This is a genomic window from Aquiluna borgnonia, from assembly GCF_013283855.1.
Lineage (GTDB): Bacteria > Actinomycetota > Actinomycetes > Actinomycetales > Microbacteriaceae > Aquiluna > Aquiluna borgnonia.
This window is the reverse complement of the sequence record NZ_CP054056.1, coordinates 335,699-354,355: the sequence shown is the minus strand read 5'-3', so window position 1 is coordinate 354,355 and position 18,657 is coordinate 335,699. Positions and strand designations below refer to the sequence as shown.

Below are 18,657 nucleotides of genomic sequence, written 5' to 3'. Positions count from 1 at the left end.
GTTTGGCATACTGCTGCGCAATGTCTTTGGGTTTGACCGCTGGATTGCTAATCTTCACTGCAATGGTTGCAACATACGAAAAGCGTCGAAGAGGTCGCCCGGTCACCACGGACCCCGCTGCGGTTGGTCTGACTGCCCTGAGGTTATTCGACGAGCGCGGGATTGACAGAGTAACCATGGATGACGTCGCTATTGAGGCTGGCATCTCTAGATCCAACCTATTCCGGATTTTTCCCTCCAAGGCCGCAGTCATTTGGGGTGGCATGCATGAGTTCACCGAGGAGCTGGAGAAACAGCTAAAGAAGAAAAGTTCGGACTCCATTGTTAAGCAGCTTCACAACTCCTGGATCGCCGCAATGCAGGTTTTGGACCAACCCCTGGAAACCGTGCGCCTGCGCCTGAAATTGGTGGCAAGCTCCCCTGAGGTCTATGGCTGGGGTCAGGGCCAACTGGAGGAGGCCAGGCTGGTTCTCGAAAAAGCAATTGCCCGGGTTGATGGTGAAAAGGGGGTGCGCCCAAAAATGATTTCGTCGGCTCTGATTGCCGCTTCCATGGCCGTTTTGACCTGGTGGGCAACCTCTAATGACCCCAGGTCCCCCTCTGAGGTGCTCGATCAAAGCTTCAACGATTTTGAAGTGATCTTCTCGCAGCCCAACTAAATGTGGATAACTTTGGCGATCTTTGCCAGTTCTGAAAAATAGCCGCCGCCGTCTTTGAGGTACTGCTGCCTAAACGCCCATGCGATGATGTCTGGAATCCAAAGCAGCGGTTCTGATTTGGTGGACAGCCCAATCACATTCAAACTCGAGGCCGCACCTTTTTCGCGGCGAATCTGCCCAATGATTAGATCGTCATGGGCTTGCATGTAACCCGGAATGCGCTTTTCATACACCACAGTCCCGGTCAGGTAGACGTGTTCTGTCGCAAGTTCAACCAGCAGTGCACGCAAGGCCTTGGCCCTTCCAGCCTCGGCAGAACGGTCGGATTTTTGCAGCTGATCAACCACAACCACTACCGGTTTCACCACAGTCGCCAGGTAGGCAGAGAGCTCTCGAATCTTTTGCTGGCCGACTTGCGAACGACCAGCCTCGGTGGTGTGCCAGGTTCCGTGTCGGACCCTGCGCCGAAGCTCTTTGCGAACCTCCAGCACAATGGCCTTGTCTATTACCGCGGCAGCGACAATGTAAAAAGAGTCATGGTCTTGGCTTGGCGCCCTGAAACTCTCATCGATAAACGCCAGTGGGCCCTTGGCCCTGGCGATGCGGTCAAAAATCTTTGGGGTTTGAAACAGCGATCTAATCTGCAATTCCAACGACTCCGGCGTCTAGGTCGGCATCAATTTCTGCAGCCCGGATTTCAACCTGAAGCTCCTTGGTCGCCTCGCGCAGCGCCCGCTCGGGGTCTAAGCCGGCAGCTCGGGCACTTGCAACGATCGCGAGCAGAAGCTTGCCCAGATCAGCTTCGCTGTCCATGGGGATTGAAGGTGAGTCGGCCTTCTCCAGAAGTCCAATTTTCTCGGCCTTGCCCATCACTTTGCTGGCCAGGGCAAGAGCTGGCATAGCCTGCGGGATACCGTCGAGCACCGAGGTGCGCTCGGGCTTTTCCTTTTTTTTGAAGCTCTCCCAGTTCTGCACGACGTCTTCCCCGGTCTGAGCTCGGAACTGCTCAAGTTCCTCCGCCGAGCCAAAAACATGGGGATGGCGCGAGCGCATTTTGTGCTCCATGTACTGGGCAACATCTTCCAGATCAAAGGGCTCGCCCAGGGTTCCGGTGCTGGCTAAATCAGAGTGAAAAATAACCTGGTACAGCACATCGCCAAGTTCCTCGAGAACCTCGTCACGATTTCCAGACTCGATCGCATCAATCAGCTCATAGGTCTCCTCAAGCAAGTACTGAACCAGGGAGCGGTGAGTCTGCTCCGCATCCCAGGGACAACCGCCCGGGGCTCTGAGTTGATGCGCTGTAGCGATTAGGCTCTCGAGCTTTTTCACTTCTCCCCTTTGGCAAAAACGATCTGAAAAATCTTCCACATCCAGTCAATCAGCTCTTGGTCGCTCAGGCTCTCGCCAACACTCGAACTAGGCGATGGCAGCGTTAAAAGTTTTGAGGTCTTGAGGTAGCGAAGACCTGGGATCTTGTGGCTGAGCGCCACCAATTCGGAATCTTCAATTTCAACCGGAGCAAATTTGGCCTGCAGCCCCAGCAGGTTGACGTCCTTGAGGCCAAGGCGATTTGCCTGCTGCCTCAGGTGAGTCACCTCAATCAGGGTCTTCACCGGTTGCGGAGCCTTGCCGTAGCGATCTTCCAGCTCAGACAAAATTGCATCCAGTCGGCCTCGATCGCTCTTCGCCGAGCTCTCGGAGGAGAGCTTGTGATAGGCCTCAAGACGCAGTCTTTCGGAATCTACGTACTCGGGAGGGATGCGAGCATCCAGCGGCAGCTCGAGCTTGAGCTCGGCCGGGGAAGAGATTTCCTCGCCCTTGAACTCCGAGACCGCCTCACCAATCATTCTGAGGTAGAGATCAAAGCCAACACCAGCGATGTGTCCGGACTGCTCTCCCCCGAGCAGATTTCCCGCACCGCGAATCTCGAGGTCCTTCATCGCCACCTGCATACCGCTGCCCAGTTCATTGTTGGTGGCGATGGTGGCCAGGCGATCGTGAGCAGTCTCACTCAGAGTTTTGCTCGGGTCGTAGAAGAAGTAAGCGTAGGCGCGCTCTCGGGATCGGCCCACGCGGCCGCGAATCTGATGCAGCTGACTCAAACCGAAGGCCTCGGCGCGGTCAACAATCAACGTGTTGGCATTTGGAATATCGATTCCGGTTTCAATGATCGTGGTCGAAACCAGCACATCGAATTTTCGCTCCCAGAAATCGACCACCACCTGCTCAAGCTGATGTTCAGCCATTTGACCGTGAGCAACTGCAATCCTGGCCTCGGGAACCAGCTTTGCAATGTCCGCCGCCACCTTGTCGATGGTTGCAACTCGGTTGTGGACGAAGAAGACCTGGCCCTCTCGAATAAGTTCTCGCCGAATGGCTGCCGCCACCTGCTGCTCGCTGTAGCCGCCGATGTAGGTCAGAATCGGATGGCGCTCCTCCGGTGGGGTTGCAAGGGTAGACATCTCTCGGATTCCAGTCACCGCCATCTCCAGGGTCCTAGGAATCGGCGTGGCACTCATGGCAAGCACATCGACATTGTGTTTTAGATCCTTGAGCTTCTCCTTGTGCTCAACACCAAAGCGCTGCTCCTCATCAATGATCACTAGCCCGAGGTCCTTGAACTTCACCGATTGACCAAGCAGGCGATGGGTTCCGATCACCATGTCAACCCCGCCATTTTCCAAACCTCGCAGAGTCTCTTTGATCTCTTTATCGGATTGAAAGCGGGAGATTGGCTTTGCGGTGATGGGGAATCCGCTGAATCTTGCCAGGAAGGTATCCAGGTGTTGCCTGACCAGCAAGGTGGTTGGCACCAGCATGGCTACCTGCTTGCCATCTTGAATCGCCTTGAAAGCGGCCCGGACGGCAACCTCAGTCTTTCCGTAACCAACGTCTCCCGCCAAAAGCCGGTCCATTGGAATCGGCTTCTCCATATCCCGCTTGACCTCATCGATGGTGGTGAGCTGATCCGGGGTTTCCTGGAAGGCGAATGCCTCTTCCAGCTCATGCTGCCAGGGGGTGTCGGGTCCGAAGGCATATCCCTGGCTTTTCATGCGGGCCGAGTAGAGCTTGACGAGATCGATGGCGATTTTGCGCACTGCCTTGCGGGCATTTCCCTTGACCCGGGCCCAGTCGGTCCCGCCCATTTTGGATAGCACAGGAGCTTCCCCGCCCACATACTTAGTCAGCAGATCAAGTTGATCGGTGGGCACGAATAGCGTGTCGGCTGGGTAGCCGCGCTTTGGCGGAGCGTATTCAATCAGCAGGTACTCTCTGGAGTTTTTGCGATTTCCAAGCGTGGTGGTGCGCTGAATCAACTCCTTGAACCTGCCGATGCCGTGAATCTCATGCACCACGTAATCGCCCTGCTTCAAACTCAGCGGGTCGACCTGCTGACCCCTTCGCCTAGCGAGCTTTCTCTCACCCGGGGCCACGTAGGTGGAGGCGATTCCAAAGAATTCACTTTCGGTGAGGGTGAGCAGCTTGCTTGCCTGGTGGGCAAAGCCGTGCTGCAGGGCTCCAACGGCAACTGTGATGTGATCGGGTGAAAGCTTTCCCAGGGACTGGGTCAAGATTGCCGGCAGATCGGCTTTTTCCAACACCTCAACGATGCGCTCAGCGGTTCCATGACCCAGTGCGGTGATCAGAATTCGATACTGCTGAGTTTTTAGATCCGCCAACCAATCCGTCACCGACTGCTCGGCAGAGAACTTGGGTGCCTCTTTAAAGCCAAGATCTATGGCGCCCTCGCTCTGAAGCGTTGACAGCTCCGCAAGCGAGCGTTTTTTTGCAGCCAAAGATTTGAAAGTATCAAAATCGTAGAAGTTGCCACCGCTGAGATCGATTGGGGCCTGCGATCCGGTTATGGCCGCATCCCAAGCGGCGTGCAAAAACTCCTGGTTGGTTTGGATTAGGTTCTCTGCCCGTGCCTGAATCTTTGCCGGATCCTGAAGAACCACCGTCACTTTTTCCGAGAGGTAGTCGGTGATTGGGCCAAGTTTGCTGGCTAAAACCGGGGCCAGGGATTCCATGCCTTCAACCACAATGCCGTTGGAAATTTTCTCCAGCATCTGGGTGAGATTGGGAAATTCACTCGCCATTTCTCGCGCCTTTGCAGCAACCGCTGGGGTAATCAGCAGCTCTTTGGCGGCGTAGATTTCGATGGCATCAACCTGAGAGGCGATGGACCTTTGGTCCGCCACCGAGAACTCTCTAATGTCTTCGAGCTCATCCCCGAAGAATTCTAACCGAAGGGCATGTTCACTTGTGGTTGGGAAAACATCGAGAATGCCGCCACGAATCGCAAACTCTCCGCGCTTGACAACCATGTCCACCCGCAGGTAGCCAAGCTCGATCAGTTTTAGTCCCAGCTCCGGGAGCAGATAGTCCTTGCCTCGAATCAGATTGAAGGGCGGGTGATCCTCAAGCCCGCCAACCACCGGCTGCAGTGCGGCTCTGATGGACATCAAAATCAGGTAGGGCTGAGAGGTTTTGCCTAATTCCAAGATTCGGTGCAGGGCACGCAACCTTCTTCCAACAGTCTCAGCGGAAGGGCTCAGGCGCTCGTGCGGCAGGGTTTCCCAAGATGGAAATTCCACCACTTCGATTCCGGGGTTTAGCTCTGCGGTGATGGCCGCAATTTCATTGGATTGGCGAGATGAAGCAGTTATTACCGCAAGAGGTTCACGTGAGTCACTGAGCCACTTATTCAGGATGATGCCGTGGGCCTCAACCGGGGCAAAAAAGGCAGCGGCTAGCGATTTTGGGTGCGGCTGACCCACCTCTGAAACAAGTGGGTGGAGGGTCACTCGTAGATTCTAGGCGACAAGGTTCTCAACCTGGTCCGCCGCAAGCTCCAGCAGCACCGGAAGCTCCTTGCGCTCTGATGAGCCAAAATCTTCCAACACAAAATCCGCTACTTCTTGGCGACCCGGTGGCCGGCCGATTCCAAAGCGAATCCTGTGAAATTCAGCCGAGCACTTTGAGATGATGTCCCTGAGCCCGTTGTGACCGGCGTGACCGCCGGAGAGCTTGGTACGGATATCGCCAAATGGAATGTCGAGCTCATCGTGAACCACAATCACACGTTCGATTGGTACGGAGTAGTACTTCATCAGAGCGCTCACTGGAGCGCCAGAGAGATTCATGTATCCCGTGGATTTGGCAAGGATTACCTTGGGAGCCCCGGGGCTCAACCTACCCTCAGCGCAGAGCGCGATGGTTTTATGGCTTTTGAAATTTACGCCGATTCGGCTGGCCAAAACATCCAGGACCTGCTGGCCGACGTTGTGGCGATTTGACTGATAGCTGGGCCCGGGGTTACCGAGCCCAACCACCAACCAAGAATTGTTACTTTGCGGCTGCGCCAGCTTCAGTAGCATCTTCACCCGCTGCACCTGCCTTGGTCTCTACAACCGAGGCTACTAGCTCGTCGGCTGCGAGGTCCATGGTGACACCCTTTGGCAGGGTGATGTCCTTGGCAACGTAGTGGTGACCGGCAGCTGCATCCTTGGAAATGTGCAGCTCTACGAAGTCCGGAATGTGAGTTGCCTCGGCCTCAAGCTTCACAGTCTTGTGCTCCAGGTCAACCACAGTTCCGCCCATAGGCTCGCCAACGATGTGAACTGGAACCTCAACGTGAACCTGCTCACCCTTGACTACCTCAACCAGGTCGATGTGCTCGATGATCTGGGTGACTGGGTCCTTGGCGGCGCTCTTCACTAGAACCAACTCGGCCTTGCCGTTCAGAGTCAGCTCGAGAAGGGCGTTCTTGTGGCGAAGTGCTAGAGCCATCTCGTGAGCTGGGACGGTGATGTGGCGGGTGGCATTTCCGTGGCCGTAGATTACGGCTGGGGTGTGGCCTGCTGCGCGGAGCTTGCGGGCCGCGCCCTTGCCAAAGCTGTTGCGCTCGGTGGCGACGATTTTGATTTCAGACATCTTTTCCTCAAATGATTCTCGCAGCGAGGAAAAGGCACCCCGTCGATTACGGACCTTTGGTCCCTCGCCGCTGTTGTAGGAAGAGCCTAGCTGGTTCGGCCAAGCTTTGCCAAGCCCCAGCGCAACGCCAGCACCAGGGCAAGCACGCAAGATCCGGCAAGCAGTGCGCTCAGCGGAACTGAGATCAACAGAATCAAGCAGAGTGCAAGCCCCAGAAGGTTCAAAAACTTCGGACGCTTGGTCTCGCCGCGCGGTTGAACATAGCCAGCCCAGTTGGCAATTGCGTAGTAGGTGAGAACCGCAAAAGAGCTAAAACCGATTACGAATGCGACGCTCTCAGTCAGCACCAGCGCGGAGGCTGCCAGGGCTATTGCCCACTCCGCAAGATATGGCGTGCCCTTTGAGTTGAGCCTGGCAAATAAGGCTGGCAGCTCGCCGTCCTGAGCCATAGTGGCTGCGGTCCTGCTCATTCCAGCAATCAATGCCAGCAGTGACCCGAGCGCTGCGACAGCTGCAAACACCGAGGCAAATGGGCCCGGAAGCGGAGAAATATCAGCCAGAGGAGTAAGTGTAAAAGCCAGTTCGGTTCCAAGCCTCTTAACCAGCATCACCGATAGCAGCAGGTAAATCGCCAGAACAATTCCGAGGGAAATGGCGATTGCCCGGGGAATGTTTCTGGTTGGGTCCTCAACCTCTCCACCAAGTGTCGCCACTCGGGCATAGCCCGCGAAGGCAAAGAAAAACAGTGAAGCTGCAGTTAGCACCCCAAAGCCGTCACCGGGAGCCGGCGGCATGAAAACCGACCAGGCAAAAAGCGACGTGAACATCACGAGGACCAAGAACCCGATTGTTGTGCTGGCCAGGATTTTCGCCCCCAGGGCGGTTCGATTGATGCCCATGATGTTGATTAGAGTCATGGCGATTATGCCCAGCACAGCAACCACCACCTCGAATCCGGGAGCAAGGTATGTGGCGAAGGTGAGGGCAATTGCAGCCACAGAACCTAATTTTCCAATCAGAAAAGCGGCTCCGGCGGCAAAGCCAACTGCTGGGGAAATGTAGTGGCGGGCATAGGAGTAGGCACCCCCGGATCTAGGCACCACGGCCGCCAACTGAGCGATTGAACCCGCGTTTAGGTAGGCAACAAATCCAGCAATCAATACCGCTAGTGGAAGCAGTGAACCTGCAAAACTAGCCGCCGGTCCAAAGACCACAAACACTCCAGCGCCAAGCATTGAGGCAAGGCCGATATAGACGGCCGAGCTGGTGGAGAGTTTTTTACTCACACCCTTAGATTAGGCGTGGCCAGGAAACAGCGAGTTAACCGAATCGTCGTAGAACACTGCGGCGATAGCCTTGGCGATCAGCGGGGCGATTGAGAGCACGGTCAGAGTTGCAAATTCCTTGTCCGGGGTGATCGGCAGGGTATTGGTAACCACAACCGAGTCAATAACCGGATCACTCAGTCGCTCGACTGCCGGGTGGGAGAAAACGCCATGGGTCGCGGCAACAATCACACGCTTGGCACCATTTGCCTTCAGGGCTTTGGCAGCAGCCAAGATGGTGCCGCCGGTGTCAATCATGTCGTCAACCAAAATGCAGTCGCGGCCGGATACCTCGCCAACAATCTCATTGACCTGAACCTGGTTTGGGCGGTCTGGATCGCGGCGCTTGTGAACGATTGCCAGTGGTGTTCCCAGCCGGTCAGCCCAGATATCTGCTACTCGAACTCGACCTGAATCTGGAGAGACGACCGTTAGGTTGTCGGTTCCAAAGGTCTCGGCAATGTGGTCTGCCAAAAGCGGAAGTGCCCAGAGGTGATCTACCGGACCGTCAAAGAAGCCTTGAATTTGAGGGGTGTGCAGGTCTACCGACATGATTCTGGTGGCGCCAGCAGCTTTGAAAAGATCCGTAACCAAGCGAGCCGAGATCGGCTCGCGACCCTTGTGCTTCTTGTCCTGGCGAGCGTATGGAAAAAATGGGGCAACAACTGTGATCCGCTTTGCGCTCGCGCGCTTCATCGCATCAACCATCAAAAGCTGCTCCATGAGCCAGTGGTTGATTGGAGCTGGGTGAGCCTGAATGATGAAGGCATCCACACCGCGAACACTTCGTTCGTAGCGGACAAAGGTCTCGCCGTTGGCAAAGTCATAGGCCGTGACCGGAACCAGTTCGGTGTTTAGGATCTCGGCAACTTCTTGAGCGAGTGGCTGATGCGCTCTTCCGGAGGCGATGACTAGCTGTTTGCTTGCTGACTTTTCAACTGGCATCGCTGCTCCTTTGTGCTGCTTCCGCTGATTTCGATCCTGGACGCTTGTCCAGAACCCAGCCCGCGAGATTCTTTTGAGGTGTTACGGACAATGCTAACGCTCCAGGCTCGACGTCTCGCCGGATTGTGGAACCCGCTGCCGTGTAGGCACCGTCTCCAATGGTGATTGGAGCAACAAATACGTTTCCGCTGCCGGTTCTCGCCTGCTTGCCGATTACGGTTCGGTTCTTATTTACCCCGTCGTAGTTGGCAAAAATGGTCCCCGCACCAATGTTGCTACCCTCACCGATTTCGGCATCTCCGACATAGGAAAGATGAGGAACCTTCGCACCAGCGGCGATTTTCGCATTCTTGGTCTCCACGAAGGTTCCGATCTTGCCGTCGGCTCCCAGTGAGGTGCCGGGCCTGAGGTAAGCAAAAGGTCCAACGCTCGCACCGTCTTCAATTTCTGAAGCAGATCCTTGGGTTCTCGAGATGGTTACCCCAGACCCAACGCGGACATCGGTCAGATCGGTATCGGGACCAATCACAGAGCCCGCCCCAACCGAGGTGAAGCCCTTTAGCCTCGTGCTGGGAAGAATGGTGACATCTCTTGCCAGCTGCACGGTGACGTCAATCCAGGTGCTCTGCGGCTCAACGACGGTCACACCGGCTAGTTGCCACGCTCTGATAATTCTGGAATTCAGTTCGCTGGCAACATTTTGAAGCTGGTGCCTGTCGTTCACTCCAGCCACCAACCAGTTGTCGTTGATCGGGTGAGCACTGACCTGCTGACCCTGCTCGAGCATTAGGGCGGCTACGTCCGTGAGGTATTTCTCCCGCTGGGCATTCTCTGTGGTGACCCTCTCCAGAGCATTCCGCAGGTGAGCGTGGTCAAAGATGTAAACCCCGGCGTTCACCTCTTGGATCCTAAGTTCCGCCTCGGAGGCGTCCTTCTGCTCCACGATCCCGACAAAGCTCTCTCGAGAGCGAACGATCCTGCCGTAACCGGTTGGGTCTTCAAGCATCGCCGAGATCAGCGTTCCAGAATTTTGATTCTCACGGTGTATTTCCAGAAGTTGCTCAATACTCTGCACATCCAACAGCGGAACATCACCGGAGAGCACAACCACATCGCCGGCAAAATCCGCAGGCAAAACCGAAAGGGCTGCCTCGGTGGCTCTACCGGTTCCGGGAACCTCATCCTGGGCGGCAATCAGAGTGCTGGGGTAGAAGCTGCTGACGTACTGCTCAATTCTCTCGAGCTCATGCCTCAGAACGGCAACCACGTGATCTGCCCGTAGTGAGTGAGCGGTGGCTAAAACATGGCCAATCAGCGGCAGCCCAGCCATCTCGTGCAGCACCTTGGGGGTTGAGCTTTTCATGCGCGTGCCTTCTCCGGCTGCGAGCACTACAACTGCCAGCTGACGCATGACCCTCCCAATAATTTGGTGGCTCCGCCCCTAGGATTCGAACCTAGACCGGACGCCTCCAAAGGGCGCCGTGCTGCCGTTACACCAGAGCGGAACGAGGCTTTTACCTCGGCGACAAGTCTGCCAGATACTTTGACTAGGACTGCAGTTTCTCCAAAGTCTCTAGCCACTGTGTTTCAAATTCTGCAATCTGCTGCGTGAGCTGCTGCTGCCTCAGTGCCAACTCCCCCAGTAATTGGTAATCGGCCTGATCGGCAGTTGCTATGGCCTCGTTCAACTGCGTCAGCTCCGAAGTTCCCTTGGCGATGGCTCTTTCGAGCCTGCCCGATTCCTTCTCGAGGTTTCGCCGCTCAGCTCCCGAAATACTCGAGGTTTGCACGGCAGGTTTTGATATCTCAGGTTCTCTGGTCTGAGCCTTGCGAAGCTCAATGTATTGATCAACACCACGAGTCAGGTGCCTGAGTTTTCCATCGCCGAGCAGAGCGTACTGCTGGTCTGTAACTCGCTCGAGCAGGTAGCGGTCGTGGCTCACCACAATCAGAGTCCCCGGCCAAGTGTCGAGCAGATCCTCCATGGCGGTGAGCATATCGGTGTCCAGGTCATTGGTCGGCTCATCAAGAATCAGAACGTTTGGCTCCGTGAACAAAAGTCTTAGCAGCTGAAACCTTCGCCTTTGGCCCCCTGAGAGCTCGCCAATTGGAGTTTGGAGCTGGGGTGAATCAAACCCCAGCTGCTCGACCAACTGGCCGGTTCCGATCTCCTTCTTACCGACCGTAAAGCTGGTTTTTTCCCGCTTGATCATGGAGAAAATTCGCTCGTCAGCGAACTCATCCAGCTCGCGGATATCTTGACTCAGGGTGGCAAACTTCACGGTCTTGCCAACTTTGATGCGACCTTGGGTGGGCTGCAATCTTCCGGTCAACAACCCCAGCAAAGTTGTTTTACCTGCTCCATTGGCACCGACTATTCCGACCCGATCGCCTGGGCCCAGCCGCCAGGTGATATTGCTGAGAATTTTGTTGCCGTCCGGGGTCGCGTAGCTGACATCTTCAATGTCAACCACGTCTTTGCCCAGGCGTGTGGTCGCAAGCTTGGTGAGTTCGAGGGTATCCCGAGGTGGTGGTTCATTCGCAATCAGATTCAATGCCGCATCGATGCGAAACTTTGGTTTCGCAGTCCTGGCAGGAGCACCTCGACCGAGCCAGGCCAACTCCTTGCGAAGCAGGTTTTGCCTACGGGCTTCAATTACTTGAGATTGGCGGTCTCGCTCCGCACGCTGCTGGACGTATGCGGCATATCCACCCTCAAACGGTTCAATTTTGCCCCCGTAGACCTCCCAGGTGAGATTGCACACCGCATCCAGGAACCAGCGGTCGTGAGTAACCACCAAAAGCCCGCCGGCAGATTTGCTCCAGCGGTTTTGCAGGTGATTTGCCAACCAATTCACGCCGTCCACGTCCAAGTGGTTGGTTGGCTCGTCAAGCATGATGACCTCGTGGTCGGAGGCCAAAAGGGCCGCTAGCGCAACCCTTCGGCGCTGACCTCCGGAGAGTGATCCGACCTGCTGCTCCCAGTCAACATCGGACAGCAGCCCAGTGAGGACATCTCGGATCTTTGGGTCTGACGCCCACTGATACTCAGGCCCCTCACCAACCACCGCTTGCCCCACAGAAAGATGATTGGCAATCTTGTCCACTTGGGTTAGGTAACCAACGCTCAATGAACCACGCCAGGTAACGCGGCCAGCATCTGGGGCCAGTTGCTTAGAGAGGATCTTGAGCAGAGTGGACTTGCCATCGCCGTTGCGACCAACGATGCCGATGCGATCGCCTTCGTTCACCCCAACCGTGACCGAGTCAAAGACCTGTTTGGTTGGGAACTCAAGCTCAATCTGCTCTGCTCCAAGAAGGTGTGCCACTAAACCAACCTGCTGCCCATATTTGACGTTGAGGTCGAAATTGCACTGTGGCCAAGCGCCCTCAGTTCATCTGCCGCTTTCTCAGCATCGCTCTGAGTTTCGCAGCGGTACCAGAGGGTTGGTCCGGATCCGGAAAGCCAGGCTTTCCCAAAACCAAAGTCTTTTTCAGCCAGCTCTTTTAGCTCAGGCATCAGCGAAAATGCAGCTGGGCTAAGGGAATTGTGACCCAGTTGAGAAACCAACTCAGCTAATGAAAGGTCCTCATTGATTTTTTCCCCAAGCCCTAGGGCGTCAAATCTTTCAAACACCGCCGCGGTGGAGAGCGGTTTGGGGTTTAGCAAGAGGACCAGGTGAAGTGGATCAAGGTCAGGCTGCTTGCTGAGCTTTACACCGGTGCCGGTTCCAATGGCGGTCCCACCCATCAGCGCAAAGGGGACGTCAGCCCCCAAGCTAGCCGCGACGGCCATCAGCTGAGGGAAATCTGTGCCAAGACACCACGCCTCGTTGATGGCAACTAGGGAAGCTGCCGCATCAGCCGATCCTCCCGCCATTCCGCCAGCCACAGGAATTTGCTTCTCAACCTCAAAGTGCATCGGCTGCGGATTTTTGATTCCTGCCTGCTGGGCCAGCGCTAGAGCTGCCCTGACCACAAGGTTGCTCTGATCGGTTGGGGCGCCCGAGGTGTCCAGAAGATCCGAGGTTGTGTTGACACTCCAGCTCGAGCTGGGTGTCACGGTGACGGTCTCGGTAAGCGCAACCGCCTGGTAGAGCGAAAGCACCTCGTGGTAACCGTTTTCTAGCCTTGGACCGACCTGGAAGTAAAGGTTTATTTTCCCCTGAGCCGTGGCGCTGGTCACTTGCTACTCGCAATCGCAATGAACTGCTCGATGTTCAGCGCTTCCCCGCGGGCCTGCGGGTCGACACCGGCTGAAATCAAAATTTGCTCAGCCGCCGCGGGCGAACCCGCCCAACCCGATAGCGCCTGGCGTAGCGTTTTACGCCGCTGCAGGAATGCCTGGTCGATTGCCTCAAAGGTCTGCGCCTTTAGAGACTGGTCGCGTTGGGCAGTTCTCTCAAAAAACACCAGAGCGCTGTCGACTCCCGGAACCGGCCAGAAAATGTTTCTGCCTATATTCCCCGCCAGTCGAGCCGGTCCATACCAGGCCATCTTGAGCGAAGGGACGCCATACTCCTTGCTGCCCGGGGCGGCCGCGAGGCGATGGGCAACCTCAGCCTGGACCATCACTAGACCCTTGTTTATGGAGTGAAACTGCTCGAGGAAATGAAGCAGCACCGGGACAGAGATGTTGTAGGGGAGGTTGGCAACCAGTCCGGTTGGCTCACCAGGCAATTCGGTGACCCTCAGGGCATCAGCCAGCACCAAATCGAGCTTCGCTTCGGGGGCATGTCTTTTTATTGTCTCCGGAAGCTCATTTGCCAACCGCTCATCGATCTCAACTGCAATGACCCTTGGAACCGCCGCCAAAATACCCAGAGTTAGCGAACCAAGTCCGGGCCCAATCTCAACCACCAGGTCATCGCTGACAAGGTTGGCCGCTGCAACAATTCGATGAATGGTGTTTGGGTCAATAACGAAGTTCTGACCCAGTTTTTTAGTCGGACGGATATCCAGCTTTTCGGCAAGCTGCCTAATTTCAGCGGCTCCAAGCATCTTCAGAGACCTTCCGACCAGAGGCCGTAAACCCGCTCAGTGTTCTGATTCAATTGCTCCGCCGTGCGGACCTCATCCCAACCGAGCAATTCAGCGATAAATCGCAGGGTGTGAGGGACCAAATACGGGGCATTGGGTCGACCCCGCATCGGTTCCGGAGTTAGAAACGGAGCATCGGTTTCAATCATGAGAAGCTCAGGCGACACTGCCAATAACGAGTCTCTGAGGTGTTGATTCTTTTTGAAGGTGATGTTGCCGGCAAACGACAGATACCAACCGTTCTCCTGGCACATCTGAGCCAGCTCAACATCACCCGAGTAACAGTGAAACACTGTTCGCTCTGGAGCCCCCAGCCGCCTCAGGGTTGCAACCACCTCGGAGTGGGCCTCGCGATCGTGAATCATCAGTGCGATGTCGTTTTCCTTGGCAATTTGAATGTGCTGCTCAAAGGAGTAAAGCTGAGCCTCAAGTTGCTCATCGCCTTGCGTGCGGAAGAAATCTAGGCCAGTTTCACCAATCGCCCTTACCCTTGGGCCTTTTGCCAACTGAGCTATCCCGGCAATGGCTTCATCAAGCTCGGCCCTAGTCGAATACAGCGGTGCCTCATTCGGATGTAGCGCAACGGCTGCCAGCAACATGGGCTCTTTGCTCGCAACTTCTGCGGACCAGATTGAGCTCTCGAGTGTTACCCCAACCTGCACTGCCCCCAGCATGTTGACTGCCCGCATGGCCTCCATGTGATCGGCAACACTCATGGGTTGATCCCCATCGGCAATCTCTAGGTGGGTGTGATTGTCGTAGGTTCCAACCTCGAGTGGCTGAGGTAGCTCCGGGTAGTTTGCCGGCCGGCCAGCTACGCCGTCATAAGACTTACGGGTGCGAATCGGTTCGCTCATTGTTCCTCGACGCGAGGGAACAGCACGTCTAATTCTGCGAGCTTGGTGCCACTTGGCAGCAGTCCCCAGCTGCCATCCTGAATCCGCTGTTCACTGAGTGGACCAAGGTCCAATCCGATGGCAGCCCAGAGCTTTTGAGTTGCTTTTGGCATAACTGGTGAGAGCAAGATGGCCAAGAGCCTCAGGCCCTCGGCGCAGGTGTAGAGCACGGTGGCAAGGCGCTCGCGGTTAGCCTCCTCCTTTGCTAAAACCCAAGGCGCTTGCTCGGTGATGTAGCCGTTGAGCTCATCCACCAGGGTCCAGACCTTGGCTATGGCTTCGTGAATCGCAACCCGATCTAGCGCAGCGTTTGACTCTGTAATCGCAGCTGCGGCAACTCCCTGAACCCGAAGGTCACTCTCTGAGTACTCACCCGGAGACGGAACGAAACCGTCAAAGTACTTATTGATCATGGCAATCGAACGCGAGGCCAAATTGCCGAACCCGTTTGCCAGCTCTGCGTTGTAACGGGCGCTGAGGTCCTCCCAGCTGAAAGATCCGTCAGAGCCGAATCCGATTGCCTTCATGAAGTAGTAGCGGAAGGCATCGGATCCGAAGATGTCGGTAATTTGATTCGGTGCGATTCCGGTGAGCTTTGACTTCGACATCTTTTCGCCACCGACCAAGAGCCAGCCGTGACCGAAGACCTGCTTGGCAGGAGGAAGTCCTGCGGCCATCAGCATCGCTGGCCAAATCACAGCGTGGAAGCGAAGGATGTCTTTACCAACAACCTGGACATCCGCTGGCCAGAGCGAGGCTAGCTTCTGCTCGTCTGAGCCGTAACCGATTGCCGTTATGTAGTTCAAGAGCGCATCGAACCAGACATAGGTGATGTGAGAATCATCCCAAGGGATGTCAATCCCCCAGTCAAACCGCTCCTTCGAACGAGAAATTGACAAGTCACTCAAGCCGGAGCGAACAAATGAAACCACTTCGTTTTTGGCTGACTCAGGTTGAATGAAGGTTGGGTTCTGCTCGTAGTGGTCCAGTAGACGCTGCTGGAACTCACTGAGCTTGAAGAAGTAGTTGGTTTCGTTCAGCTGCTCGACCGGCTTTGAGTGGATGGCGCAGACCGGAACGCCAGCAAAATCACCAGTTCCGGCAATCAGGTCAGACTCGTTTTTGTATTCCTCACAGCCAACGCAGTAGTTACCCTGGAACGAACCCTGGTAGATAAACCCGGTGTCATAAAGCTTTTGCAGAAATTGCTGGACTGCCTTTTCGTGACGCGGCTCAGTGGTTCTGATGAAGTCTTGGTTGTCGATGTCAATCGTTTCAAGAAGCGGCAACCAGGACTCGTTGACCAACTTGTCAGTCCAGCTCTTTGGGTCTGAGTTGTTTCCCAGGGCCGTGCGCAGCACCTTCTCACCGTGCTCATCGGTTCCGGTGAGCAAAAACGAAGTCTCTCCCCTTGCTCTGTGCCAACGGGTCAGCACATCGGAGGCCACCTCGGTGTAGGCGTGGCCAATGTGAGGCGCATCGTTGACATAGAAGATGGGGGTGGTTACATAAAAGGACTTCGACACCCTTGATATCTTAGGCTTTGCGGGCCAAAGCCTCAGCGTAGATTGCACTCTTTGACACCCCGGTGGCGCTAGCTAGTTGAGCGCAGGCCTTGCTCAAACCCATGCCCTCGGCCTGCAGCTCGAGAGCCTGGGCCCCCAGATCTGCCAGGGAGTAGGTCTTTGGTCCCGCTCCCGCAATTACCAAAACCATCTCTCCCTTGGGTTCGGTCTTAGCCCAGCTGATTAGGTCTGCCAATGTCCCGCGCTCGGTGTGCTCAAATTTCTTGGTGAGCTCACGGGATACTGTTGCCGGCCTGCCCTCACCAAAAACACTGGCGGCATCCTCGAGTGAATCCAAAATGCGGTGAGGTGCCTCAAAGAACACCATGGTCCGAGATTCCTGAGCCAGTTCCTGGAATGCCTTCAAGCGCTCCCCCTGCTTGCGGGGCAAAAAGCCCTCGAAGCTAAACCGATCAGTTGGCAAACCCGAGACCGCGAGCGCCGATATCACAGCCGATGGGCCTGGAATGACAACTATTTCGATGTCCAGTGCAGCACAGTCGCGAACCAGTTGGTAACCCGGATCTGAGATGGTCGGCATACCAGCATCACTCACCACAACCAGATCATGAGCTTGGGCGAGCGCGGTGAGCTGATCGGTCCGGTTCTGGTCAGAATGCTCGTGAAGGCTGTAAAGCCTGGCGTGCAGTTTGATGCCCAGCGCTGAGGCTAACTGCTTCAGAGTTCTGGTGTCTTCGGCTGCGATGTGCTCGGCCTGCTCCAGGGTTTGGCGAAGTCGCAGTGAAGCGTCAGAAAGATTACCGATGGGAGTTGCAGCAAGAATCAACACGCTATGCAAACTAGCATCTAAGGGTGATTAGCGGGCTTGTTCAGTGGGTGAACCGAGCATCCTCACACAAAAACTTTTACTGGCTCGCATCGCTATTGATAACCGCACTCGGTGCCCTGTTCAGGTTTATCGATCTGGCAACTCCCAGCACTTTGGTGTTTGACGAGACCTACTACGTCAAAGATGCCTACACCCTGGGGCAGTTCGGCCACGAGAAGCAGTGGCCGGATGATGCCAACCTGAGCTTTGAGGCCGGTCAGCCAGATGTCTTTTTAGATGAGGGTTCGTACGTGGTGCACCCCCCGGTTGGCAAGTGGCTGATTTGGTTTGGCATTCAGCTCTTTGGGGTGACCGATAGTTTTGGCTGGCGCTTCTCTACGGCACTGCTTGGAACCTTGGCCATTCCGCTTTTAATTGCAGTCGCCAATCGGTTAATTGGAAACCGAGTCTTCGCCCTGATGGCCGGTTTGTTCCTGGCCATCGAGGGTCACGCCGTGGTGCTCTCCAGAACAGCAATCCTTGATGGCATGTTGGCCTTCTTCGTCCTTATGGCCTTTTACTTTTTTGTACGAGATCAGCAAAGCTGGCAGCACCGAGTGACCCAACTAGCCCTGGGAGCCCGCGGTTGGCTAATAGCCCCGAGGCCCTGGTTACTGCTCAGCGCGATTTCACTGGGGCTGGCATCCGGGGTCAAGTGGTCAGGAATTTACTTTTTGGCAGCCTTTGGCCTCTGGAGCTTTGTCGCCGACTTAGGCCAGCGCCAGAGACTTGGTGTCAAAGTGTGGCCAGCATTTGCCCAAGCCAGTGTGAATGCCGTAACCATGATCGCTGCTGGTCTTGCCACCTATGTGGCCAGTTGGAGCGGGTGGATTCTGAGCGAGGGCGGCTGGGGCAGGAGCGCCGAACCCGATTGGCTCAGCGCACTCTGGGCCTACCACCAGAACGCCTACTCTTTCCACACCGGCCTGAATTCCGAACACCCTTACCAGGCCAACGCCCTGCAGTGGTTAATCTCCGGAAGGCCCACTGCCTTTTATTACGAGAGCTTTGAGGGTGAGCCCTGCGGAGTCTTGGACAGTTGCTCAATTGCAATTACTGCCATGCCCAACCCACTTATCTGGTGGGGCGGCGTGCTGGCTGTGTTCTGGTTGATGCTGCACTTTCTCAGGCGCTTCGAGCTTGGTGCCGGGATGATTGCGGTTGGCTTTTTGGCAGGCTGGGCACCATGGTTGGCCTACCTCGGTAGAACCACTTTCCAGTTCTATGCGGTGGTTATCTCACCGTTTCTGGTGCTGGCCCTGGTTTATGCGCTGCATCGATTCTGGCGGGTAGGAATTACTCAGTTCCGGCGGCCTCAGCGCGAGCGGGCAATAGCAATCTTTGTGCTGGTAGCGTTGGGACTAGCGCTCTTTTTCGCCACACTGTGGATGGGAATCCCCGTCCCCTACTGGTGGTGGCGAATACAGATGTGGTTCCCGTTTTGGATTTAGGTGTTAG

16 protein-coding genes and 1 tRNA gene are annotated in these 18,657 nt (G+C 55.8%); 2 read left to right on the top strand and 15 right to left on the bottom strand.

The genetic code is table 11. The features are described 5' to 3' along the window. The first annotated feature begins 20 nt into the window (after positions 1–20). A complete protein-coding gene (locus HRU87_RS01870; RefSeq protein ID WP_246247315.1) occupies positions 21–659 on the top strand; it encodes a TetR/AcrR family transcriptional regulator in 639 nt (212 codons plus the stop codon). Here the strand turns inward: HRU87_RS01870 and HRU87_RS01865 are convergent. The 15 genes from HRU87_RS01865 to rsmI all read right to left on the bottom strand — a co-directional run bounded on the left by HRU87_RS01865 (position 656) and on the right by rsmI (position 17,160). Next, a complete protein-coding gene (locus HRU87_RS01865; protein WP_173493270.1) occupies positions 656–1,312 on the bottom strand; it encodes a hypothetical protein in 657 nt (218 codons plus the stop codon). The two genes, HRU87_RS01870 and HRU87_RS01865, sit on opposite strands and share 4 nt — an antisense overlap. Next, positions 1,296–1,991: a nucleoside triphosphate pyrophosphohydrolase gene (locus HRU87_RS01860; protein ID WP_173493269.1), complete on the bottom strand. Its 696-nt coding sequence runs from the start codon at positions 1,989–1,991 to the stop codon at positions 1,296–1,298. The genes HRU87_RS01865 and HRU87_RS01860 overlap by 17 nt, the downstream gene beginning before the upstream one ends. Beyond that, positions 1,988–5,470 (bottom strand): transcription-repair coupling factor, encoded by a 3,483-nt coding sequence (gene mfd / locus HRU87_RS01855; protein WP_173493268.1) that lies wholly within the window; start codon positions 5,468–5,470, stop codon positions 1,988–1,990. Before mfd ends, HRU87_RS01860 begins: the two co-directional genes overlap by 4 nt. 9 nt (positions 5,471–5,479) lie before the next feature. Then, on the bottom strand, positions 5,480–6,043 hold the full coding sequence (gene pth, locus HRU87_RS01850) for an aminoacyl-tRNA hydrolase (RefSeq protein ID WP_173494222.1): 564 nt from the start codon (positions 6,041–6,043) through the stop codon (positions 5,480–5,482). Beyond that, complete coding sequence (locus HRU87_RS01845; protein ID WP_173493267.1) at positions 6,012–6,599, bottom strand: 50S ribosomal protein L25/general stress protein Ctc; 588 nt, start codon at positions 6,597–6,599, stop codon at positions 6,012–6,014. Before HRU87_RS01845 ends, pth begins: the two co-directional genes overlap by 32 nt. An 86-nt stretch (positions 6,600–6,685) precedes the next feature. Further along, a complete protein-coding gene (locus HRU87_RS01840) occupies positions 6,686–7,885 on the bottom strand; it encodes an APC family permease (RefSeq protein ID WP_173493266.1) in 1,200 nt (399 codons plus the stop codon). 9 nt (positions 7,886–7,894) lie between these two features. Continuing rightward, on the bottom strand, positions 7,895–8,869 hold the full coding sequence (locus HRU87_RS01835) for a ribose-phosphate diphosphokinase (RefSeq protein ID WP_173493265.1): 975 nt from the start codon (positions 8,867–8,869) through the stop codon (positions 7,895–7,897). Then, positions 8,859–10,280, bottom strand: a complete 1,422-nt coding sequence (gene glmU / locus HRU87_RS01830) for a bifunctional UDP-N-acetylglucosamine diphosphorylase/glucosamine-1-phosphate N-acetyltransferase GlmU (protein ID WP_173493264.1) — start codon at positions 10,278–10,280, stop codon at positions 8,859–8,861. The genes HRU87_RS01835 and glmU overlap by 11 nt, the downstream gene beginning before the upstream one ends. A 19-nt stretch (positions 10,281–10,299) precedes the next feature. Next, positions 10,300–10,374, bottom strand: a tRNA-Gln gene (locus HRU87_RS01825). A gap of 42 nt (positions 10,375–10,416) precedes the next feature. Next, the gene (locus HRU87_RS01820) at positions 10,417–12,198 is read right to left on the bottom strand and encodes an ABC-F family ATP-binding cassette domain-containing protein (RefSeq protein ID WP_173493263.1); all 1,782 of its coding nucleotides are present in this window, start codon (positions 12,196–12,198) and stop codon (positions 10,417–10,419) included. Beyond that, positions 12,198–13,055 (bottom strand): 4-(cytidine 5'-diphospho)-2-C-methyl-D-erythritol kinase, encoded by an 858-nt coding sequence (gene ispE / locus HRU87_RS01815; RefSeq protein ID WP_173493262.1) that lies wholly within the window; start codon positions 13,053–13,055, stop codon positions 12,198–12,200. Before ispE ends, HRU87_RS01820 begins: the two co-directional genes overlap by 1 nt. Further along, positions 13,052–13,870, bottom strand: a complete 819-nt coding sequence (gene rsmA / locus HRU87_RS01810; protein WP_173493261.1) for a 16S rRNA (adenine(1518)-N(6)/adenine(1519)-N(6))-dimethyltransferase RsmA — start codon at positions 13,868–13,870, stop codon at positions 13,052–13,054. The genes ispE and rsmA overlap by 4 nt, the downstream gene beginning before the upstream one ends. 2 nt (positions 13,871–13,872) lie before the next feature. After that, positions 13,873–14,766 (bottom strand): TatD family hydrolase, encoded by an 894-nt coding sequence (locus tag HRU87_RS01805; RefSeq protein WP_173493260.1) that lies wholly within the window; start codon positions 14,764–14,766, stop codon positions 13,873–13,875. Then, positions 14,763–16,331, bottom strand: coding sequence for a methionine--tRNA ligase (metG, locus tag HRU87_RS01800; RefSeq protein WP_173493259.1), 1,569 nt, complete (start codon positions 16,329–16,331; stop codon positions 14,763–14,765). The genes HRU87_RS01805 and metG overlap by 4 nt, the downstream gene beginning before the upstream one ends. Before the next feature lie 10 nt (positions 16,332–16,341). Next, positions 16,342–17,160, bottom strand: a complete 819-nt coding sequence (gene rsmI / locus HRU87_RS01795) for a 16S rRNA (cytidine(1402)-2'-O)-methyltransferase (RefSeq protein WP_173493258.1) — start codon at positions 17,158–17,160, stop codon at positions 16,342–16,344. 23 nt (positions 17,161–17,183) lie between these two features. On the opposite strand from rsmI, the gene HRU87_RS01790 reads away from it, so the two are divergent. Beyond that, positions 17,184–18,650: a dolichyl-phosphate-mannose--protein mannosyltransferase gene (locus tag HRU87_RS01790; RefSeq protein WP_173493257.1), complete on the top strand. Its 1,467-nt coding sequence runs from the start codon at positions 17,184–17,186 to the stop codon at positions 18,648–18,650. Positions 18,651–18,657: the final 7 nt, after the last annotated feature.